This window comes from Achromobacter sp. UMC71 (assembly GCF_014170305.1).
Lineage (GTDB): Bacteria > Pseudomonadota > Gammaproteobacteria > Burkholderiales > Burkholderiaceae_B > Achromobacter.
This window is the reverse complement of the sequence record NZ_LZZT01000060.1, coordinates 50337-68822: the sequence shown is the minus strand read 5'-3', so window position 1 is coordinate 68822 and position 18486 is coordinate 50337. Positions and strand designations below refer to the sequence as shown.

16 protein-coding genes are annotated in these 18486 nt (G+C 64.7%); 1 reads left to right on the top strand and 15 read right to left on the bottom strand.

The window, feature by feature from the left end:
* Positions 1-36 precede the first annotated feature (36 nt).
* The 14 genes from A9974_RS29155 to A9974_RS29090 form a co-directional block, all read right to left on the bottom strand.
* Positions 37-2139 (bottom strand): primosomal protein N', encoded by a 2103-nt coding sequence (locus A9974_RS29155; protein ID WP_183005276.1) that lies wholly within the window; start codon positions 2137-2139, stop codon positions 37-39.
* Between the two features lie 376 nt (positions 2140-2515).
* A complete protein-coding gene (gene hemE / locus A9974_RS29150) occupies positions 2516-3589 on the bottom strand; it encodes a uroporphyrinogen decarboxylase (protein ID WP_183005275.1) in 1074 nt (357 codons plus the stop codon).
* Positions 3590-3713: 124 nt separating this feature from the next.
* Positions 3714-4571, bottom strand: a complete 858-nt coding sequence (locus tag A9974_RS29145; protein ID WP_370539641.1) for a helix-turn-helix domain-containing protein — start codon at positions 4569-4571, stop codon at positions 3714-3716.
* Between the two features lie 186 nt (positions 4572-4757).
* The gene (locus A9974_RS29140; protein WP_183005274.1) at positions 4758-5183 is read right to left on the bottom strand and encodes a F0F1 ATP synthase subunit epsilon; all 426 of its coding nucleotides are present in this window, start codon (positions 5181-5183) and stop codon (positions 4758-4760) included.
* Positions 5184-5192: 9 nt separating this feature from the next.
* Positions 5193-6596, bottom strand: coding sequence for a F0F1 ATP synthase subunit beta (gene atpD / locus A9974_RS29135; protein ID WP_183005273.1), 1404 nt, complete (start codon positions 6594-6596; stop codon positions 5193-5195).
* Positions 6597-6638: 42 nt separating this feature from the next.
* The gene (gene atpG / locus A9974_RS29130; protein WP_183005272.1) at positions 6639-7544 is read right to left on the bottom strand and encodes a F0F1 ATP synthase subunit gamma; all 906 of its coding nucleotides are present in this window, start codon (positions 7542-7544) and stop codon (positions 6639-6641) included.
* Positions 7545-7642: 98 nt separating this feature from the next.
* Positions 7643-9184, bottom strand: coding sequence for a F0F1 ATP synthase subunit alpha (atpA, locus tag A9974_RS29125; protein ID WP_183005271.1), 1542 nt, complete (start codon positions 9182-9184; stop codon positions 7643-7645).
* 28 nt (positions 9185-9212) lie between these two features.
* On the bottom strand, positions 9213-9752 hold the full coding sequence (locus A9974_RS29120; protein ID WP_183005270.1) for a F0F1 ATP synthase subunit delta: 540 nt from the start codon (positions 9750-9752) through the stop codon (positions 9213-9215).
* Between the two features lie 12 nt (positions 9753-9764).
* Positions 9765-10235: a F0F1 ATP synthase subunit B gene (locus tag A9974_RS29115; RefSeq protein ID WP_006227275.1), complete on the bottom strand. Its 471-nt coding sequence runs from the start codon at positions 10233-10235 to the stop codon at positions 9765-9767.
* A gap of 143 nt (positions 10236-10378) precedes the next feature.
* On the bottom strand, positions 10379-10621 hold the full coding sequence (gene atpE, locus A9974_RS29110; RefSeq protein ID WP_003815363.1) for a F0F1 ATP synthase subunit C: 243 nt from the start codon (positions 10619-10621) through the stop codon (positions 10379-10381).
* A gap of 117 nt (positions 10622-10738) precedes the next feature.
* Positions 10739-11620, bottom strand: a complete 882-nt coding sequence (gene atpB / locus A9974_RS29105; protein ID WP_183005269.1) for a F0F1 ATP synthase subunit A — start codon at positions 11618-11620, stop codon at positions 10739-10741.
* An 85-nt stretch (positions 11621-11705) separates the two neighbouring features.
* The gene (locus tag A9974_RS29100) at positions 11706-12137 is read right to left on the bottom strand and encodes an ATP synthase subunit I (protein ID WP_183005380.1); all 432 of its coding nucleotides are present in this window, start codon (positions 12135-12137) and stop codon (positions 11706-11708) included.
* Between the two features lie 540 nt (positions 12138-12677).
* Positions 12678-14231, bottom strand: coding sequence for a DUF1254 domain-containing protein (locus A9974_RS29095; protein WP_183005268.1), 1554 nt, complete (start codon positions 14229-14231; stop codon positions 12678-12680).
* Positions 14232-14489: 258 nt separating this feature from the next.
* Positions 14490-15266 carry an enoyl-CoA hydratase gene (locus A9974_RS29090; protein WP_183005267.1) on the bottom strand — a complete coding sequence of 259 codons (777 nt, stop codon included), beginning with the start codon at positions 15264-15266 and terminating at the stop codon, positions 14490-14492.
* Between the two features lie 33 nt (positions 15267-15299).
* On the opposite strand from A9974_RS29090, the gene A9974_RS29085 reads away from it, so the two are divergent.
* Positions 15300-17081: a M61 family metallopeptidase gene (locus A9974_RS29085; protein ID WP_183005266.1), complete on the top strand. Its 1782-nt coding sequence runs from the start codon at positions 15300-15302 to the stop codon at positions 17079-17081.
* Between the two features lie 407 nt (positions 17082-17488).
* On the opposite strand, the gene A9974_RS29080 is transcribed toward A9974_RS29085, so the two are convergent.
* On the bottom strand, positions 17489-18460 hold the full coding sequence (locus tag A9974_RS29080) for a tripartite tricarboxylate transporter substrate binding protein (protein ID WP_183007633.1): 972 nt from the start codon (positions 18458-18460) through the stop codon (positions 17489-17491).
* Positions 18461-18486 lie beyond the last annotated feature (26 nt).

Genomic DNA, 18486 nt, shown 5'->3' with positions numbered 1-18486 from the left:
AGAGCAATCAGGTGGGCAGCGCCGAGGCCGCCGCCGTCAGATTTCCAGAGGATCGACCTCCAGTTGCCAGCGCACGCGGGCTTCGTTGGCCAGATACGGCAGGTGGTGCGACCACGACGCCAGGAACGCCTGCAATGCCGGGCGGCTGGTGCTTTCGACCAGCAGCTGGGCACGTTCGACATTGGCCACCCGCACCACGCGCAGCGGCACCGGGTCGTACAGCATGACTGCGTCCAGCCCCGGAAAATCGGCCGCCCACTCGCCCTCGGGCAAGGCGCGCGCCTGCTGCAGGAAAGCCTGCGCCACCGCCAGCTCGCGCGCCTCGGCCGTCAGCAGCGCCTGGTAGGCGAACGGCGGCAGGCCCGTGCTTTCGCGCTCGTGCAAGGCATGGCGGGCAAAACCCGCGTAGTCGTGGCGCAGCAGCGCCTGGTACACGGGCTGCTCCGGGTAGCCGGTCTGGATAATCACCTGGCCGTTGCCCTGGTGGCGTCCCGCCCGTCCCGCCACCTGCATCAACTGGGCGAACAGGCGTTCGGGCGCACGGAAATCGTGCGCGAACAGCGCCGAGTCCGGGTTCAGCACCCCGACCAGGCCAAGCCTGGCGAAGTCGTGGCCCTTGGCCACCATCTGCGTGCCCACCAGGATGTCGACCTCGCCCGCATGTACCGAGGCGAACAGGGCCTCGGCGCTGCCCTTCTTGCGGGTACTGTCGGCGTCGATGCGCAGGATGCGGGCCTCGGGAAACAGCTCGGCCAGGTGTTCTTCCACCCGCTGCGTGCCGCGCCCCATCGGCGCCAGGTCCTGGTCGCCGCATTCGGGACAGGCGTGCGGCACCGGCGCCTGATAGCCGCAATGATGGCATTGCAACCGGTGGCCGCGGCCGGCCCGGTGCAGCACCGTGAAGGCCGTGCAACGCGGGCAATTGCTGACCCAGCCGCAGGACTGGCAATGCAGCACCGGCGCAAACCCGCGCCGGTTCAGGAAGATCAGCGACTGTTCCTTGTTCGCCAGCCGCTCGCCGATCGCCTCCAGCAACTGCGGCGACATGCCGTGCTTCATCTGCAGCCGGCGGGTGTCCACCAGCTTCATCGACGGCAAGGTGGTGGACCGCGCCCGGGCCGGCAAGGCCAGGCGCAGGTAGCGGCCGCGCTCGGCGTGCTGCCAGGTTTCCAGCGAGGGCGTGGCCGACCCCAGCACCACCGGAATATCCAGGTCGTGCGCACGCCATACCGCCAGATCGCGCGCCGAATAGCGCAGGCCGTCCTGCTGCTTGTAGGACGCGTCGTGCTCTTCGTCCACCACGATCAGGCCCAGCTCGCTCATGGGCGCAAAAATCGACATGCGCGTGCCCAGCAACATGCGCGCCTGCCCGCGCTGCGCCCGCGACCACGCCTGCAAGCGCTCACCGTCGGACAGCCCGCTGTGCATCACCGCCAGGCCGTCGGCGCCCACCAGGCTTTCCAGCCGGGCGCGCAGCGCGCCTTCCAGCTGGGGCGTCAGGTTGATTTCCGGCACCATCAGCAGCACCTGGCGGCCCGCGGCCAGCACTTTTTCGGCGGCGCGCAGATAGACCTCGGTCTTGCCGCTACCGGTCACGCCGTACAGCAGCACCGGCTTGAAGCGCGTCAGCCCCGCAATGGTGTCGACCGCGGTCTGCTGCGCCTCGTTCAGTTCGGGGGGCTGGTCTGCCGTCGCGGCGGCACGCGCGGTCTTGCGCTTGCGCGCGTCCAGCCGCGCCACCGGACCGCCCGCCGAGCGCTTGCCCTGGTATGCCGTGGGTTTACGCAGCGGCGGCGGCAACGTCGGCAGCATCACCTCGCCCAACGGCCGCTGATAGTAGTCGGCGGCAAAGCGCGCCAGGCGCAGCCAATCGTCGTCGAATGGCGGCAGGTCTTCCAGCACCTCTTCGACCCGCTTGATCTGCTTGGGATCGAAGGACGGTTCGGCCGGGTTATCCACCACCACCCCGATCAGCTTGCGCCGGCCGAACGGCACGATCACCCGCAAGCCCGCCGTGATGGGGGCATGGTGGCGATAGTCGAACGGGCCGGGCAGCGGCACGTCGAGCGCGACACGCACCCAGCAGGTCGCCGCCGGCTCGGCCGGCGTGGATTCGACCAGCGCGGGGACTTCAGACATGGGGTACGAAACGGAACATTGACTGGGCAGGCCCGGGGCGGCCGGGATCATCGGTGGCGGGAGAAGACAAGGCCGGGCCGGTACGCAGGCCCAGGGCCATTGTCGCGCCAAGCCGGTCGGCGGCTCCAGCCCCCGCCTGTGGATAACTTTGGGGAAAAGGCTGGAGCAACGTTAAAAATTGGAATAAGGCAAGATTGCATCAACTCTTGCAAATCTGTTGAAAACCTATTTTATTCCATTAAAAACAATAACTTATACAAACTTCCAAGATTGTAAACAAGCTTCTAGAGGGTTTTCCCCAAGCGTAATCTTGCTGTGCACAAGTGCCCGCCGGGGGCCTCAAACTTCGGCCCTAAGGACCGAAGCGTTCACTCACTTACCCTCTCAGCGAACGGCTGTGTTGGTGGACTTCGTCGACCAATTCGGCTACCGCTTCCGGCGGCGTGAACCGCGAAATGCCATGGCCCAGGTTGAACACGTGGCCGCCCTTGCCGACCGGGCCGAACGCATCCAGCACCCGGCGGGCTTCGGCGCGGATGGCGGACGCGCCGCCGAACAACGCCATGGGATCCAGATTGCCCTGAAACGCGACCGAATCGCCGGTGCGGCGGCGCGCGGCCGCCAGGTCCACCGTCCAGTCCAGCCCTACCGCGTCGCTGCCGCAGGCCGCGATGGCTTCGAGCCATTGGCCGCCGCCCTTGGTGAAGACAATGGACGGGACACGGCGTCCTTCATGCTCGCGCGTCAAGCCGGCCACGACCTTGCGGGTGTAGGCCAGCGAAAACTGCTGGAACAGGCCATCGGCTAGCACGCCGCCCCAACTGTCGAACAGCATCACGGCCTGCGCGCCCGCCGCGATCTGCGCGTTCAGGTACTGCAGCGTGGCCTCGGCGTTGATTTCAAGGATGCGGTGCAGCAGGTCCGGACGCGAGTACATCAGCGTCTTGATCAGGCGGTAGTCGTCGCTGCCCTGGCCTTCGACCATGTAGCAGGCGATGGTCCAGGGGCTGCCGGCAAAGCCGATCAGCGGCACCTTGCCGTCCAGGTCGCGGCGGATGGTGGACACTGCGTCGAACACATAGCGCAGCTTGTCCATGTCGGGCACGGCCAGGCGCGCCACGTCTTCTTCGGTGCGCACCGGGCGGGCAAAGCGCGGGCCCTCGCCTTCGGCGAAGTCCAGGCCCAGGCCCATGGCGTGCGGCACGGTCAGGATGTCGGAAAACAGGATCGCCGCATCCAGGTCGTAACGCGCGAGCGGCTGCAGGGTGACTTCCGAGGCGTAGTCCGGATTCTGAGCCAGGCCCATGAAGGAACCGGCCCGGGCGCGTGTTTCGCGGTATTCGGGCAGATAGCGACCCGCCTGGCGCATGAGCCAGATGGGGGTGTAGGGCACGGGCTCGCGCAAGAGCGAGCGCAAGAACACATCGTTCTTCAAGACGGCAGCGGACACGACTATCCTCGATGATCGGAAGCCGTGATTTTACTGCCCCAAGCTGACAGGGCGTGTCCGCCCGCACACGAGCGTCTTGCCGCGGCGCAAAGGCGGACGCTTTCGCTACAGTCAGGCCCGGCCGCTAGGTGTCATCGCGCTCGGCCCGGCGGCGGTAAGGCGCAGCGTCGATGCCGTGCTTGCGCATCAGCGCCCAGAACGCCCGCCGGTGCTTGCTGGATGCGCGGGCCGCCCGCGCGACGTTGCCCTGGTGGCGCGCCAACGCCAAGCGGATGTAATCGGATTCAAAGCCATCCACCACCCGCGCCTTGGCTTGGCGGAAAGGCTCGTGCGCGCTGCGGTCCGCCTGGTGGCGCAGCCCGGCCAAGCCTTGATGCAGCACCTGCCGCGGCACACGGGGCCGCCGCTCGGGATGCGCAAGGCCGGGCTCGCGCACACCCGCCGGATACACCGGGGCGGTTTCCGCCAATTGCGCGGATGGCGGGCCCCAAGGGGTTCGGCGGGCCAGCCGCCCCAGGCGCACTCTGAGACTTTCCAGGCAGTACGGCGCCGTCATGAAATCGGCCGCGCCCAGCGCAAGCAGATCTTCGATGGCCGGCGCAGTCATATCGTGGACGAACAGCAGCACCGGCGTGGCGAGCGCGCCGCCTGCCTGCTGCAGCGCCATGCGGGTCCAGGCCAGCGAGGCGGGTGCGACGGGCAGGATGCAGTGATCGTAACGACGCAGCCTCACCGCCAGCCGGGCCAGCGCATGGATGTCCGGCCCGTCGGGCGTGCGGCTTGAGACATCGCCGGGTGGCGCCCCGGCGCCGTCCGCCAACCCGCTGCCGGAGGCAGCGCCACCCAAGGCAACGGCGTTGCGCAGCGGCACCAGATGCAGCCGGACCCGCGCCAGGCGGGGTTGGCCGCGCGCGACCCAGTCGCGCATGGCGGTTTCATGGCCAGGGGTGAGCAACACCCCGCAATCGGTGGTTTCTCGCACGCGTTCATCCTCAGGCGGCTGCCTAAAGTTGAAGGCTACTGTTGCAAAAACCGGCCGGCCATTCGTAGCGAACGCAAATCCGCTACCGGCTTACCGAGTCCGTGGGCACCGCAAGTGCATGAAAAAAGCGGCCCGTGGGCCGCTTTTTTCAAGTCCGGGGCGAACCCCGGCGGGCAAACAAACCGCTTAGTGCGACCGGCCGCCTTGGCGCAGCTTGCGCGCCGCGATGGCTTGTGCAGCCAGCATGGCGAGTTCAGCTTCGACAACCGCGATGTCGGCCTTGTCCTTGGCATTGGCCAGGGCCTCTTCGGCGCGCTTGCGCGCTTCCACGGCACGGGCTTCGTCCAGGTCGGCGGCACGAATCGCCGTGTCGGCCAGGACCGTCACGCTGCCCGGCTGCACTTCCAGAATGCCCCCGGCGACGAAGATGTTTTCCTCGCCTTGGTCGGCACGAACGATCTTGACCGTCCCGGGGCGTATGCGCGAAATCAGCGGGGTGTGGCCGGGCAGAATGCCCAGTTCACCCGCTTCGCCAGGCAGCACCACGAACTTCGCCTCACCGGAGAAGATCGCTTCCTCTGCGCTGACGACATCCACATGCAGGGTAGCCATATCGGTTCCTTATTGCAGTTTCTTGGCCTTCTCGAAGGCCTCGTCGATCGAACCGACCATGTAGAAGGCCTGTTCCGGCAGGGAATCGCACTCGCCGTTCACGATCATCTTGAAACCACGGATGGTTTCAGCCAGCGGAACGTACTTGCCGGGCGAGCCCGTGAACACTTCAGCAACGTGGAACGGCTGCGACAGGAAGCGCTGGATCTTACGCGCGCGGGCCACGGCCTGCTTGTCTTCCGGCGACAATTCGTCCATGCCCAGAATCGCGATGATGTCGCGCAGTTCCTTGTAGCGCTGCAGCGTTTGCTGCACGCCACGGGCCACGGCGTAGTGCTCTTCGCCAACGACTTGCGGGTCGAGCTGGCGGCTGGACGAATCCAGCGGGTCCACGGCCGGGTAGATACCCAGCGAAGCGATGTCACGCGACAGCACGACGGTGGAGTCCAAATGCTGGAAGGTCGTGGCAGGCGACGGGTCGGTCAAGTCGTCCGCAGGGACGTACACGGCCTGGATCGAGGTGATCGAGCCGGTCTTGGTCGACGTGATGCGCTCTTGCAGCTTGCCCATTTCTTCAGCCAGCGTGGGCTGGTAGCCCACGGCCGACGGCATACGGCCCAGCAGTGCGGACACTTCGGTACCGGCCAGGGTGTAGCGGTAGATGTTGTCCACGAAGAACAGGATGTCACGGCCTTCGTCACGGAACTTCTCGGCCATCGTCAGGCCGGTCAGTGCCACGCGCAGACGGTTGCCCGGGGGTTCGTTCATCTGACCGAACACCATCGCGACCTTGTCCAGAACGTTCGACTCTTCCATTTCGTGGTAGAAGTCGTTGCCTTCGCGGGTACGCTCACCCACGCCGGCAAACACCGACAAACCGCTGTGCTGCTTGGCGATGTTGTTGATGAGTTCCATCATGTTCACGGTCTTGCCCACGCCGGCGCCGCCGAACAGGCCGACCTTGCCGCCCTTTGCAAACGGGCAGACCAAGTCAATAACCTTGATGCCGGTTTCCAGCAGTTCCACCGACGGCGACAGTTCGTCGAAACGAGGGGCCGATTGGTGGATGCCGCGCTTTTCTTCGTGCTGGATCGGGCCGGCTTCGTCGATGGGACGACCCAGCACGTCCATGATGCGGCCCAGCGTGCCGGTGCCGACCGGCACCGAGATCGGGGCGCCCGTGCCGGTAACCTTCATGCCGCGGCGCAGGCCGTCGCTGGAGCCCAGCGCAATGGTACGCACCACGCCGTCGCCCAGCTGTTGCTGCACTTCCAGCGTCAGGCCCTTTTCGGCGAACGAGGAGGACTCGTCGTCGGCCAGGGTAAGCGCTTCATAAATCTTGGGCATGTGATCGCGGGGGAACTGAATATCCACCACGGCGCCGATGCACTGAACGATGGTTCCGTTGCTCATGTCGATTCCTTGCTTGATAGCTTTAGATGGGAGCTGCCTGCCTTAAACGGCGGCAGCGCCCCCTACGATTTCCGAAATTTCTTTGGTGATCGCGGCCTGACGGGTCTTGTTGTAGACCAGTTGCAGCTCCCCGATGACCTTCTTGGCGTTGTCCGACGCCGCCTTCATGGCGACCATCCGGGCCGACTGCTCCGAAGCCATGTTCTCGGCCACGGCTTGGTACAGCAGGCCTTCAACGTAACGCTGCAGCAGGTCATCGATCACGCTACGGGCGTCGGGTTCGTAGATGTAATCCCAGCTGTAATCCGTTTTCACTTCCGACGTCTTGGCCAGGCTTTCAGCACCCGTCTGGTACGGATCTTCCAAACCGCTCGCCAACGGCAGCAGGCGCAAGAACAGCGGCTCCTGCTTCATCGTGTTGACGAAGCGGGTCGAAGCCACGTACAGCGCGTCGATGCGGCCATCCAGGTAGGCGTCCAGCTGCACCTTGATCGCGCCCAGCAGGCGGTCCAGTTGCGGCTTGTCGCCCAGTTGCACTTCCTGGGAAACCAGTTTGGCGCCGATACGGGTCAGCACACCCACGCCCTTGTTGCCGAAAGCGGTCGCTTGGACGGCGATGCCGTTTTTCTCGAACTCTTTCAGCTTGCCCAACGTCACGCGAGTGATGTTGGTGTTCAAGCCGCCGCACAGACCCTTGTCAGTCGTCACCATGACCACGCCGACCGCTTTGATTTCGCGTTCGACCAGGTACGGGTGGCTGTACTCGGGGTTGGCCTGCATCAGGTGCGCAGCAATCTCGCGCACCTTGGTGGCGTACGGACGACCAGCACGCATCCGTTCCTGCGCCTTGCGCATTTTGGATGCGGCGACCATTTCCATCGCCTTGGTGATCTTGCGCGTGTTTTGCACGCTCTTGATCTTGGTTCGGATTTCCTTAATTCCGGGCATTGCGCTTTCCTGTGAAGACTGGCCGATGGGTTCCGCTCACGCCTCAACCATCCGGTAAGGATGGGTGAGGCGTTGCAGACGCCTAACCCATCACTTTCTTAAAAAGCACCGTGCTTCTTGAATTCCTGAACGGCGGTGGCCAATTCGGCCTCGTCGTCCTTGGACAGTTCCTTGGTGTCTTCGATGCGCTGGATCATGGCCGCATGCTTGGCCTTCAGTTGATCCTTGAGCGACTTCTCGAACGACAGCACTTGAGCCACGTCCACGTCATCCAGGTAGCCGTTGTTGACCGTGTACAGCGTGACGGCCAGTTCCCACACTTGCAGCGGCTGGTATTGCGGCTGCTTGAGCAGTTCGACCACGCGCTTGCCGCGTTCCAGCTGGCGACGGGTCGCGTCGTCCAGGTCGGAAGCGAACTGCGCGAAGGCGGCCAGTTCACGGTACTGCGCCAAGTCGGTACGGATACCGCCGGACAGCTTCTTGACGACCTTGGTCTGCGCAGCGCCACCGACACGCGACACCGAGATACCGGCGTTGATGGCGGGACGGACACCGGCGTTGAACAGGTCGGTTTCCAGGAAGATCTGGCCGTCGGTGATCGAGATCACGTTGGTCGGAACGAAGGCGGACACGTCGCCTGCCTGCGTTTCGATGATCGGCAGCGCGGTCAGCGAACCGGTCTTGCCCTTGACGGCGCCATCGGTGAACTTTTCGACGTAGTCTTCGTTCACGCGGGCAGCACGTTCCAGCAGACGCGAGTGCAGGTAGAACACGTCGCCCGGGTAGGCTTCGCGGCCCGGCGGACGGCGCAGCAGCAGCGACACTTGGCGGTAGGCCCAGGCTTGCTTGGTCAGGTCGTCATAGACGATCAGGGCGTCTTCGCCGCGATCGCGGAAGTATTCGCCCATCGTGCAGCCGGCGTAGGCAGCCAGGTATTGCATGGCGGCCGAGTCCGAAGCCGAAGCGGCCACGACGATGGTGTATTCCATCGCGCCGTGCTCTTCCAGCTTGCGCACCACGTTGTTGATCGTGGAAGCCTTCTGGCCGATAGCGACGTACACGCAGGTGACGCCCTTGCCCTTCTGGCTGATGATGGTGTCGACAGCCACGGCGGTCTTGCCGGTCTGGCGGTCGCCAATGATCAGTTCGCGCTGGCCGCGGCCGATCGGGACCATCGAGTCGATAGCCTTGATGCCGGTTTGCAGCGGTTGCGACACCGAGCGGCGGGCGATAACGCCAGGCGCCACTTTTTCGATGATGTCGGTGGCGCGGGCGTTGACCGGGCCCTTGCCGTCGATCGGCTCGCCCAGCGTGTTGACCACGCGGCCTTTCAGTTCGGGACCAACCGGAACTTCCAGAATGCGGCCGGTCGTCTTGACCTGGTCGCCTTCGGAGATGCCGGTGTAGTCGCCGAGAATAACGGCGCCGACGGAATCGCGCTCAAGGTTGAGCGCCAGACCGAAAACGTTGTTGGGGAATTCGAGCATTTCGCCCTGCATCACATCGGACAAGCCGTGGATGCGGGTAATACCGTCGGTCACGGACACGACGGTGCCCTGAGTACGGACATCAGCCGAAGCGCCCAGGCCCTCGATGCGGCTCTTGAGCAGTTCGCTGATCTCGGAGGGATTGAGTTGCATATTGACTCCTGGAATCCTGTTAGTTGCCTTAAGCGGCGAGCGTATCGCGCATGCGGGCCAATTGGGCTTGTACGGACGTATCGAGCACCTGGTCCCCGACGGCCACGCGCACGCCGCCAATCAACGACTGGTCGACGGTAACGACGGGCTTGAGCTTGAGGCCGAATTTGTGTTCGAGAGCGGTGACCAGTTCTTTGACCTGGGCATCGCTCAATTCGAACGCGCTGGTGATTTCCGCCTGCGCCGTGCCATCGTGACGATTCCGCAGCGCCACGAATTGCGTGGCGATGTCGGGCAGCAGCAGCAGCCGGTCGTTTTCAACCAGCAGCTCGATGAAATTGCGGGCGGCTTGCGGCAAATCGGCCTTGATCAGGCCGGTAAACAGGTCGACGCGCTGCTTGTCACCCAGACGCGGGTCGGCCATGGCCTCGCGCACATCGGGGTTGGAGGCGACCTGCGCCAGCTCGCTGACCAGGTTGGCCCAAACCGGCAAACCGGCCTTGTCGTCGCGCGCGGCGGCGAACAAGGCTTCGGCGTAGGGCCTGGCAACAGTGGAAAGTTCAGCCATGACGGTCCCGGATTAAAGCTGCGCGCGAAGCTGGTTCAGCAGCTCGGCGTGCGCGCGGGCGTCAACCTCGCGCTTGAGGATCTGTTCAGCACCCTTGACAGCCAGCGCGGCAACGTCGTCGCGCAGCGAATCACGGGCGCGCTGGACTTCCTGCGCGGCATCCTGTGCAGCTTGCGCCACGATGCGGGCACGCTCGGCTTCCGCTTCACGGCGGGCCTGCTCGATCAGGGAGGCGGCTTGCTTCTCGGCCTCGATGATGCGGGCGTGGTTTTCGGACTTGGCAGAAGCCTCGATCAGACTGACGCGCGCCTGGGCCTGGGCCAGATCGGCCTTACCCTTCTCGGCGGCGGCAAGGCCGTCGGCGATTTTTTGGCGGCGCTCGTCCATCGCCTTCGTCAGAGGAGGCCACACGAATTTCATCGTGAACCAGCCCAGAACGAAGAACACGAGCATCTGGAAAATGATCGTCGCGTTCAGATTCACGGTCGTTCCTTTAACACCTTGCGGCTCCGACGGCACCCGGGAGGGGCAACGCGAAGCACTCGATACTTTGCTGACCGGCGACGGGGGCTCGTGCCCACATCGCCGCCAGCGTCATGACCCGCCTTTTCGCCGGCGGGCGTGCCTTAGCCGACGAACGGGTTGGCGAAGGCGAACAGCATGGCGATACCCACGCCGATCAGGAATGCCGCGTCGATCAGGCCAGCCAGCAGGAACATCTTCGTTTGCAGAGCGTTCATCAGTTCAGGCTGACGAGCCGAGGCTTCCAGATATTTGCCGCCCATCAGTGCGATGCCGATGCAAGCGCCGATAGCGCCCAGACCGATGATAAGACCGCAAGCGAGAGCAACGAAAGCGACGTTGGTCATGACAACTCCTTGGTTAGAAATCTGAAGTCAAAAAATAAAAAATGAGGGTACTGCTCAATGCAAGAGGATCTTGCTATCCAGCGCCGGCCGGGTGGCCGACGCCGGAAATTCGGGGGATCAGTGGCCTTCGTGGGCCTGGCCGAGATACACCAGGGTCAGCATCATGAAGATGAAGGCCTGGAGCAGGACGATCAGGATGTGGAAGATTGCCCAGATCGAACCGGCCAGCACGTGGCCGATTCCCAAGCCGATGCTCGAACCGTTAAAGCCGGTCCAGGCGCCGCCCAAGAGGGCGATCAGCATGAAAATCAGTTCGCCGGCGAACATGTTGCCGAACAACCGCATGCCCAGCGACACGGACTTGGCGGCGTATTCGATCAGGTTCAGCAGCAGGTTGAACGGGGCCAGCACGACGGCGCCAATGCCGTGCGCATGGAACGGCGCGGTGAACAGTTCTTTGACGAAACCGCCCGGGTGCTTGATCTTGATGCCGTAATAGAACATCAGCAGCAGCACGCCCAGCGACATGCCCATGGGCACATTCAGGTCGGCGGTGGGCAGCACGCGGTGGTAGTAGAGGGGGTCGCCGTGGTGCGCGCCCAGGCCGGTCCAGCGCCAGATCGACGGCAGCAGGTCGACGGGCAGCAAGTCCAGCGCGTTCATCAGGATGATCCAGAGGAACACGGTGAGCGCGAGCGGAGCGATGAAAAGGCGGCTCTTGGCGTTGTGGACGATGCCCTTGGCCTGGTCGTCGACCATGTCGACGATCATTTCCACGAAGGCCTGGAAGCGGCCCGGAACGCCGGCGGTCGCACGGCTGGCGGCGCGCCACAGGAAGAAGATGACGATCAGACCCGTCAGGCCGGACCAGAACAACGAGTCGTAATTGATGATGTCGAACTGAGCAATTGCGCTCTGTTTCTCGCCCGTATTGTTCAGATGCACCAAGTGATGCTGAATATACGCGGACTGAGGCGACACGTCGCTGGCAGCAGCCATTTGAATCCTACCCTATTTGCTGTATGCCCAGCCCTTGCGAGCTGGACGATTCCACGATTCTGTTTGCCGTAAATTTCCCGGCGCGCTATGACAACTTGCGGAACATCAAAAGCAGGAGATATCCCTTCAAGGTGAGTATCAGACCGAGCAGCGCGGCAGGCCAGACGAGCGTGTCCTGCGCCACATGCGAAAGCAGCCACAACAGCAATGCCGTTGCGAACAGCTTGATCAACTCACCAGAGAGAAAGGTAAAGGGACTGGCTTTACCGGCCCGAACACTGACAGCCAGGCGCAATGCGAACAACGCATTGGGTATGAAATACGCTCCTGCCCCCGCCAGCGCCGACCAACCTGCCGCCGCCCCTCCGACACCCCCCGCTATTACTGCTGCTGCGAGCCCCATGGCGCCTTGCGCCACCAGCGCCAACAAGAGACCACGGCCTGCTTGAGCATTCAGCGCCGCGCGATCCGCGTCACTGAGCACCAGCACCCGGTCCGCCGGATCCTGACTCGCCAGAACCTGGCGCGCTTCGTCCTGTTGCGGCAATGGTTGCGGTTGTTTCCGCTCTTGCCGCGCAGGTTCGTGCCGCACTGTGTTCTGCTGCATCAAACTTCCCCGCGTGATTCCCTGGTGGGCCCTCTGGTGGACCTGCCCATAAGCGCTATTGAAAAACGCCCGGCAAGCCCCACGTAGTTACCCACGTAGTTACAAGCCCAACCTTACAAGCCCAACCTTGTCTCTTGTCCCCGCTTCTTCTAGAACCGGGGCCTGTAGCTATTCGCCCGGCCCCTGACTCTTATCCCGCAAGCGTCAAACCCGCAGAGTATAGCGTGATTCTTTTTGCACGAGCAAATGAACTTTCGGGGGTTTGTAAGGTGACAACAAGCGGGCCAGAACGGCGCCGCGCGCCAGGAAATTAGGGACGCGAATGGCCGGCCGAATCCGGTGCCGCGCGCGCCCCTGACCCGGCACCTGCGCAAAAAGAAAGCGGCCCCGACGAGGGGCCGCTGGCACGTTGGCCGGCGCCATCTTGCGACGGCGCCGATGCGCGCGGGATCAGTCTTCCTTGACCGGCGGCGGCGCCCACTGGCCGTCCAGCGCGGTGCCCTGCGGCCAATACAGACGCATGCTCAACAGGAACGGACCTTCGGTGGCCGGGCTGGCGATCCAGTTCGAGCGCTTGCGCTCGCCGGGATCGCGGCGCTGGATGTAGATGTCCAGCGAACCGTCGGCGTTGTACTTCAGGCCGTCGGTGCTGCGCAGCACGTAGCGGTTGGCCGGATTCTCGGCAAAGCCATGCTTGTCGTTATAGACATGCAGGGACCAGAACGCGTTGACGGGCGGCAATTGGCCCTTGTCGAAGTGCAGCACGTAGTCTTCGTTCGAGGTGAGCGCGCGGCCCTTCGAGTCGCGAGCCGTGACCGGATAGAGCACGTCCTGCGGCGTGGGCGCGCCCAAGCCCGCATAGGCGATGGCGGCGCGGCGCGTGTAGTCCGTGCCGTAGGTGCCGATGCCCGACAGCACGGTGCTCCAGCCGTTGATCGGCGTGGCCAGGTGCGACACGCTGTCGGCGATGCGGCGGCCGGCCAGCGGCTGCGCGTCAGTCAGGGCCTGCTGCACGGTTGGGCTCAAGCGGCCATACGAGAACGGCTGGCGGCCATCCAGGCCGATGCGGCGCATGCGGTCCAGGATAGGCGTGTCGTTGGCATGCGGCGGGTTGTTGCGCAGCACGTCGAAGAACAGCGTGAAGAACGAGGCCGCGTCCATGGCCGCGACCTGTTCGGCCGGCGAGCCTTCGATGACGTTCACGGGCATCGGCATGGGCACGTCGCTGCCGATGGGCGCGGTGCCGACGCCAGGGCCGGTCTGCGGGTACGGCGTGGTGGAGCCGCGCGTGCGGCCCGGCAGCGGCGCGGCAGCCGGCGCCACCAGCGGGGCGGCCGTCATGTTGGCCTGGATCTGGTTCACGGCCGCGTAGTCTTGCGGACCGTTGGCCTGGGTCCAGCCGATCAGCCAGCCGGTGGACGTGGGGCTGCGGATCATGTCGACGCCCGGCGGCAGCGTGCCCTGCCAGTTCGGACCGACGATGGCGAACGATTGCGGGCCCGGGCCATTGGTGCGCGTGCCGCGCGAGGCGAACACGTCGCTCCACATGTCCAGCGCCGACAGCACGCTGTAGCGGTTGCCGGTATCAGGCAGGCGCACGATCAACGGCGCGCGCGAGACGTCGAACCACAGGCTGGAATACAGCGCATCGGCGCTCGGCCACGGCGTGTCGGACGCGCGCGGGTCGGGGAACGCGGCCTTGTGGCCGAACTGGTTCACCGGCGCCTTGCCGTCCAGCGGCGACTGCACCGCGGTGGCCTTGCGGCGCGCCAGCTCCATCAGCACCATGGGATAGGCGTAGACGTAGGCGTCGATCGCGGTTTCGCGCAGCTCCTGCGCGTTCACTTGCGGCGCGGGCGCGGCGGCCGCGGGGTAAGGCGTTTCGGACACCAGCCGCATCGACGGCCGCGGTGATTGGGCTTGCGTAGCGGTCACGAAGCAGACGCTCAGGGCGCCCGCGAGCGCGGCGGCGGACCACCGGCGATTAAAAGGGGAAGTACGCATGCAAGGCTCCTTGTTGCTATTGTTTGCAGGCGAGCCGCCGCGCGTGGGCTTACCAGTTCGGGCAAGCCTCTCTGGCGCGGCACCTCTTTGTGATGACGCCCGATCAGGATAGGACCGATCACTGCAACAAGGTGCAGCCCAAAGGTTTCAAGGCGCAACGATCGCCTGTGCCGCCGCCGCATGTAAAAACGCGCCCGGGCGGGGCGCGTGAGGTCTTTCAGGAGCCCGTCCGGCAAGCCGGCGCGGACGTAACAAGAATTAACGGTGTTTAAAGTCCGGTTTACGCTTTTCGGTAAAGGCAGCCATGCCTTCCTTCTGGTCGTCGGTGGCGAACAGCGAATGGAACACGCGGCGCTCGAACAGCAGGCCTTCGTTGAGCGAGCCTTCAAAGGCGCGGTTGACGCATTCCTTGGCCATCATGACCGAAGGCAGCGACATCGAAGCGATGACGGTGGCCGCGTCCAGGGCCTCTTCCATCAGCTTATCGGCCGCGACCACGCGCGACACCAGACCGGCGCGCTCGGCTTCCTCGGCACCCATCATGCGAGCGGTCAGGGCCAGGTCCATGGCCTTGGCCTTGCCGACCGCGCGCGGCAGGCGCTGCGTGCCGCCCGCGCCGGGGATGACGCCCAGCTTGATTTCGGGCTGGCCGAACTTGGCCGTGTCCGCGGCGATGATGATGTCGCACATCATGGCCAGTTCGCAGCCGCCGCCCAGGGCATAACCGGCCACCGCGGCGATCACGGGCTTTTTGATGCGCTTGAGGGTTTCCCAGTTGCGCGTGATGTATTCGCCGTTGTAGACATCCATGTACGACCAGTCTTTCATCGCGCCGATGTCGGCGCCGGCGGCGAAGGCCTTTTCGCTGCCGGTAATGACCACCGCGCCGATACCCGCGTCGGCTTCGAAAGCCAGCAGCGCCGCCCCGAGCTCATCCATCAGTTGATCGTTGAGCGCGTTGAGCGCCTTGGGGCGGTTCAGCGTCAGCAGACCGACACGGCCGCGGGTTTCGACCAGCACAAACGACTCGCTCATTGAATGTCTCCAGAGGGAAGGATGAAATAAGATATGCGCATGGATAAAACCGATGCTTTCCCCGTACTTTACCGCCTCGCGCCCCATGACCCGGCCGGACACCGCTACCGGATAACCCTAACCGTCCAGACGCCCTCGCCGGACGGCCAGCGGCTGTCGTTGCCCGCCTGGATTCCGGGCAGCTACCTGATCCGCGATTTCTCGCGCCAGATCGAATCGCTGACGGCGTATTCGGGCAACCGGCGCGTGCTTGTCGACAAAATAGACAATCACACCTGGCAGGCCGCGCCTTGCGACGGACCGCTGCGGGTGGAGTATTCGGTGTACGCCTGGGACCTGTCGGTGCGCGGCGCCCACCTGGATGAAACGCATGGCTTTTTCAACGGCACCAGCGTGTTCCTGCGGGTGCATGGGCAAGATCACCTGCCCTGTCTGATGGACTTGGCGCCGCCGCGCGGCATCGATGGCTGGAAGGTTTACACCAGCCTGCCGCAAGCCCGCGGCCATCAGGGCGCGGCGCGGCGTCACGGCTTCGGCCGCTACCTGGCGCCCGACTACGACGCGCTGATCGACCATCCGGTGGAGATGGGCACGCCGCAAGTGGCCAGCTTCACCGCCCACGGTGCAGAGCACGAGCTGGTATTCACGGGCGTGGCGCCCAACCTGGACCTGGCGCGCATCACGGACGATGTGCGCAAGATCTGCGAAACGCAGATCGCCTTTTTCGAACCGCGCAGCAAGCGCGCGCCGTTCCTGGACAGCGCCGACCGCTACGTGTTCATGACGATGGTGACGGGCGACGGCTACGGCGGGCTGGAACATCGCGCCAGCACGGCGCTGATGACGGCGCGCAAGGATCTGCCGGTGCTGGGCCAGCAAGGCCAGGGCGAAGGCTACCGGGGCTTCCTGGGGCTGGTCAGCCACGAGTATTTCCACACCTGGAACGTGAAGCGGATCAAGCCGCAGGCGTTCGTGCCCTACGACCTGTCGCAGCCGGACCTGTCGCGGCTGCTGTGGGTGTTCGAGGGCTTCACGTCCTACTACGACGATCTGCTGCTGCTGCGTTCAAACGCGATCACGCAGAACGATTATCTGCGGCTGCTGGCCAAGACGATCACGAGCGTGGCGCGCACGCCGGGTCGCCACAAGCAATCGGTGGCGGAAAGTTCGTTCGATGCCTGGACGCGCTATTACAAGCAGGATGAGAATTCACCGAATGCGCTGGTCAGCTACTACACCAAGGGCGCGCTGGTGGCGCTGGGGCTGGATCTCCTGATCCGCCAGGAATCGTCCGGGGCGTATTCGCTGGATGATGTGATGCGCTTGCTGTGGCAGCGCTATGGGCGGGATTTCTATCGCGGCAAGCCGCAAGGGCTGCCGGAAGATGGGCTGCCCGGGTTGATCAAGGAGGCGACCGGGGTGGATACGCGGCGGTTCATCGCCCGCCATGCGTATGGGATGGCGGATGTGCCGCTGGCCGAACTGCTGGCGCCGCATGGGATCAAGGTGCAATGGAAAGCTTCCGCGAATATTCCTTCCCTGGATGTGCGCACGCGCAAGCAAGGGGACTCGTTGGTGCTGGCTACCGTGCTTGAGGGTGGCGCTGGACATAAAGGCGGCTTGTCGGCGGGGGATGTGCTGGTGGCTATCGACGGGTTGAAGGTCGAGGGGCCGGCGGGGGTCGAGGTGTTGTTGGGGCAGTACCGGGCTGGCGACCGCGTCGATGTGCATGTATTCAGGCGGGACGAGTTGAGGATGTTTACTGTCAGATTGGCTGCGCCTGAAGCGTTGGATTGTGTGTTGACTGTGGGGTGAGTTTTTTTTGGTCTTTTTGAAGGGCTCTTCTTTGGAAGGGCTCTTTGCTATTGGGGGTGGGGTTCTTGAGCCGCGCGTGACGGGGCAGGCGGGTGAGGGCGGGGCTACGATTGCGGTCCGGAGCCTTCGCTCCGGACTGCCCCGTTGTCATCCTCGTCCGCCTTCGGCTCCCTTCGGATTCCCTCGGGCGCATCTACACGCCCCGCCCTCACCCGCCTGCCCCGTCACGCGCTCTTGAAGTGCCTTACTGGCGGGCGCTGGGGCGAGTGGTGTGCTTGGCGTTTTGGCCAAAGTCGGTTTGGGGTTGGAGGGGGTTGCGGGGCCCGCCTCGTGCCGGCCGCGCGGGCGGCCTTGCTCGGCTTACGTGGGGGCTTGCGTCATGGGATGGCGCTGCGCGCTTGCGGTGTTCAATTCAGTTTGGCGCCGGAGACTTCCACCGCGTTTTTCCAGGTGGCGAGTTCTTTGTCTATGTGGTCGGCGAAGGCTTGGGGGGTGGAGCCCACGGTTTCGTAGCCGTAGCTGTTCAGTTGGGCTTTCAGGTCGGGGGCCTGGATGACGGTGGCGATGGCCGTGCTCAGGGTGTCGAGGATGGCGGACGGGGTGTTGGCGGGGGCCAGGATGCCGTACCAGCCGTTGACGACGAAGCCGGGGACGGATTCGGCGACGGTGGGGACGTTGGGGAGCAATGGGGAGCGGTGCTCGCCGGTGACGGCCAGGGCCTTGAGCTTGCCGGATTGGACTTGGGGGAGCGAGGTGGAAATGCTGTCGAACATCAGGGAGACCTCGCCGCCCAGCAGGGCGACGACGGCGGGGCCGCTGCCTTTGTAGGGGACGTGCATCATGTCGGTGCCGGTCCGGGCCTTGAACATTTCGGCGGCGAGGTGGCTGGTGTTGCCGTTGCCGGCGGAGGCGAAGCTGAGTTTGCCGGGGTGGGCCTTGGCGTAGGCGATAAGGTCGGGGATGTTGTTGGCGGGGGTGGCGAGCGGGGCCGAGACGAGCATAGGCAAGGTGGCGACGAGCGACACGGGCGCAAAGTCGCGGCGGGTGTCGTAGGGCAGCGACGGGTAGAGGCTGGGGTTGATGGCGTGGGCGGCCAGGACCATGAGCAAGGTGTAGCCGTCAGGCTTGGCGCGGGCCAGTTGCGAGGAGGCGATGGCGCCGCCGGCGCCAGGCTTGTATTCCAGGACGACCGGCTGGCCCCACTGCTTTTGCAGGGCGGCGCCCAGCGGGCGGGCGAGGATGTCGGCGCTGCCACCCGGCGGGTAGGGAATCAGCAGGGTGATGGGCTTGTCGGGATACGGGCCGGCGGCTTGTGCCGGGACGGCCGCAAGCACAGTCACCGTGGCGGCGGCCAGGGCAGCGAGGATGGAACGGGGCATGGCGGGGCTCCTGGATGTTCGGACGA

Coding starts and splice junctions, on each gene's coding strand:
- A9974_RS29155 (WP_183005276.1), bottom strand. CDS start 2,139: ATGTCTGAAGTCCCCGCGCTGGTCGAATCCACGCCGGCCGAGCCGGCG.
- A9974_RS29140 (WP_183005274.1), bottom strand. CDS start 5,183: ATGGCTACCCTGCATGTGGATGTCGTCAGCGCAGAGGAAGCGATCTTC.
- atpD (WP_183005273.1), bottom strand. CDS start 6,596: ATGAGCAACGGAACCATCGTTCAGTGCATCGGCGCCGTGGTGGATATT.
- atpG (WP_183005272.1), bottom strand. CDS start 7,544: ATGCCCGGAATTAAGGAAATCCGAACCAAGATCAAGAGCGTGCAAAAC.
- atpA (WP_183005271.1), bottom strand. CDS start 9,184: ATGCAACTCAATCCCTCCGAGATCAGCGAACTGCTCAAGAGCCGCATC.
- A9974_RS29120 (WP_183005270.1), bottom strand. CDS start 9,752: ATGGCTGAACTTTCCACTGTTGCCAGGCCCTACGCCGAAGCCTTGTTC.
- atpE (WP_003815363.1), bottom strand. CDS start 10,621: ATGACCAACGTCGCTTTCGTTGCTCTCGCTTGCGGTCTTATCATCGGT.
- atpB (WP_183005269.1), bottom strand. CDS start 11,620: ATGGCTGCTGCCAGCGACGTGTCGCCTCAGTCCGCGTATATTCAGCAT.
- A9974_RS29095 (WP_183005268.1), bottom strand. CDS start 14,231: ATGCGTACTTCCCCTTTTAATCGCCGGTGGTCCGCCGCCGCGCTCGCG.
- A9974_RS29090 (WP_183005267.1), bottom strand. CDS start 15,266: ATGAGCGAGTCGTTTGTGCTGGTCGAAACCCGCGGCCGTGTCGGTCTG.
- A9974_RS29085 (WP_183005266.1), top strand. CDS start 15,300: ATGCGCATGGATAAAACCGATGCTTTCCCCGTACTTTACCGCCTCGCG.
- A9974_RS29080 (WP_183007633.1), bottom strand. CDS start 18,460: ATGCCCCGTTCCATCCTCGCTGCCCTGGCCGCCGCCACGGTGACTGTG.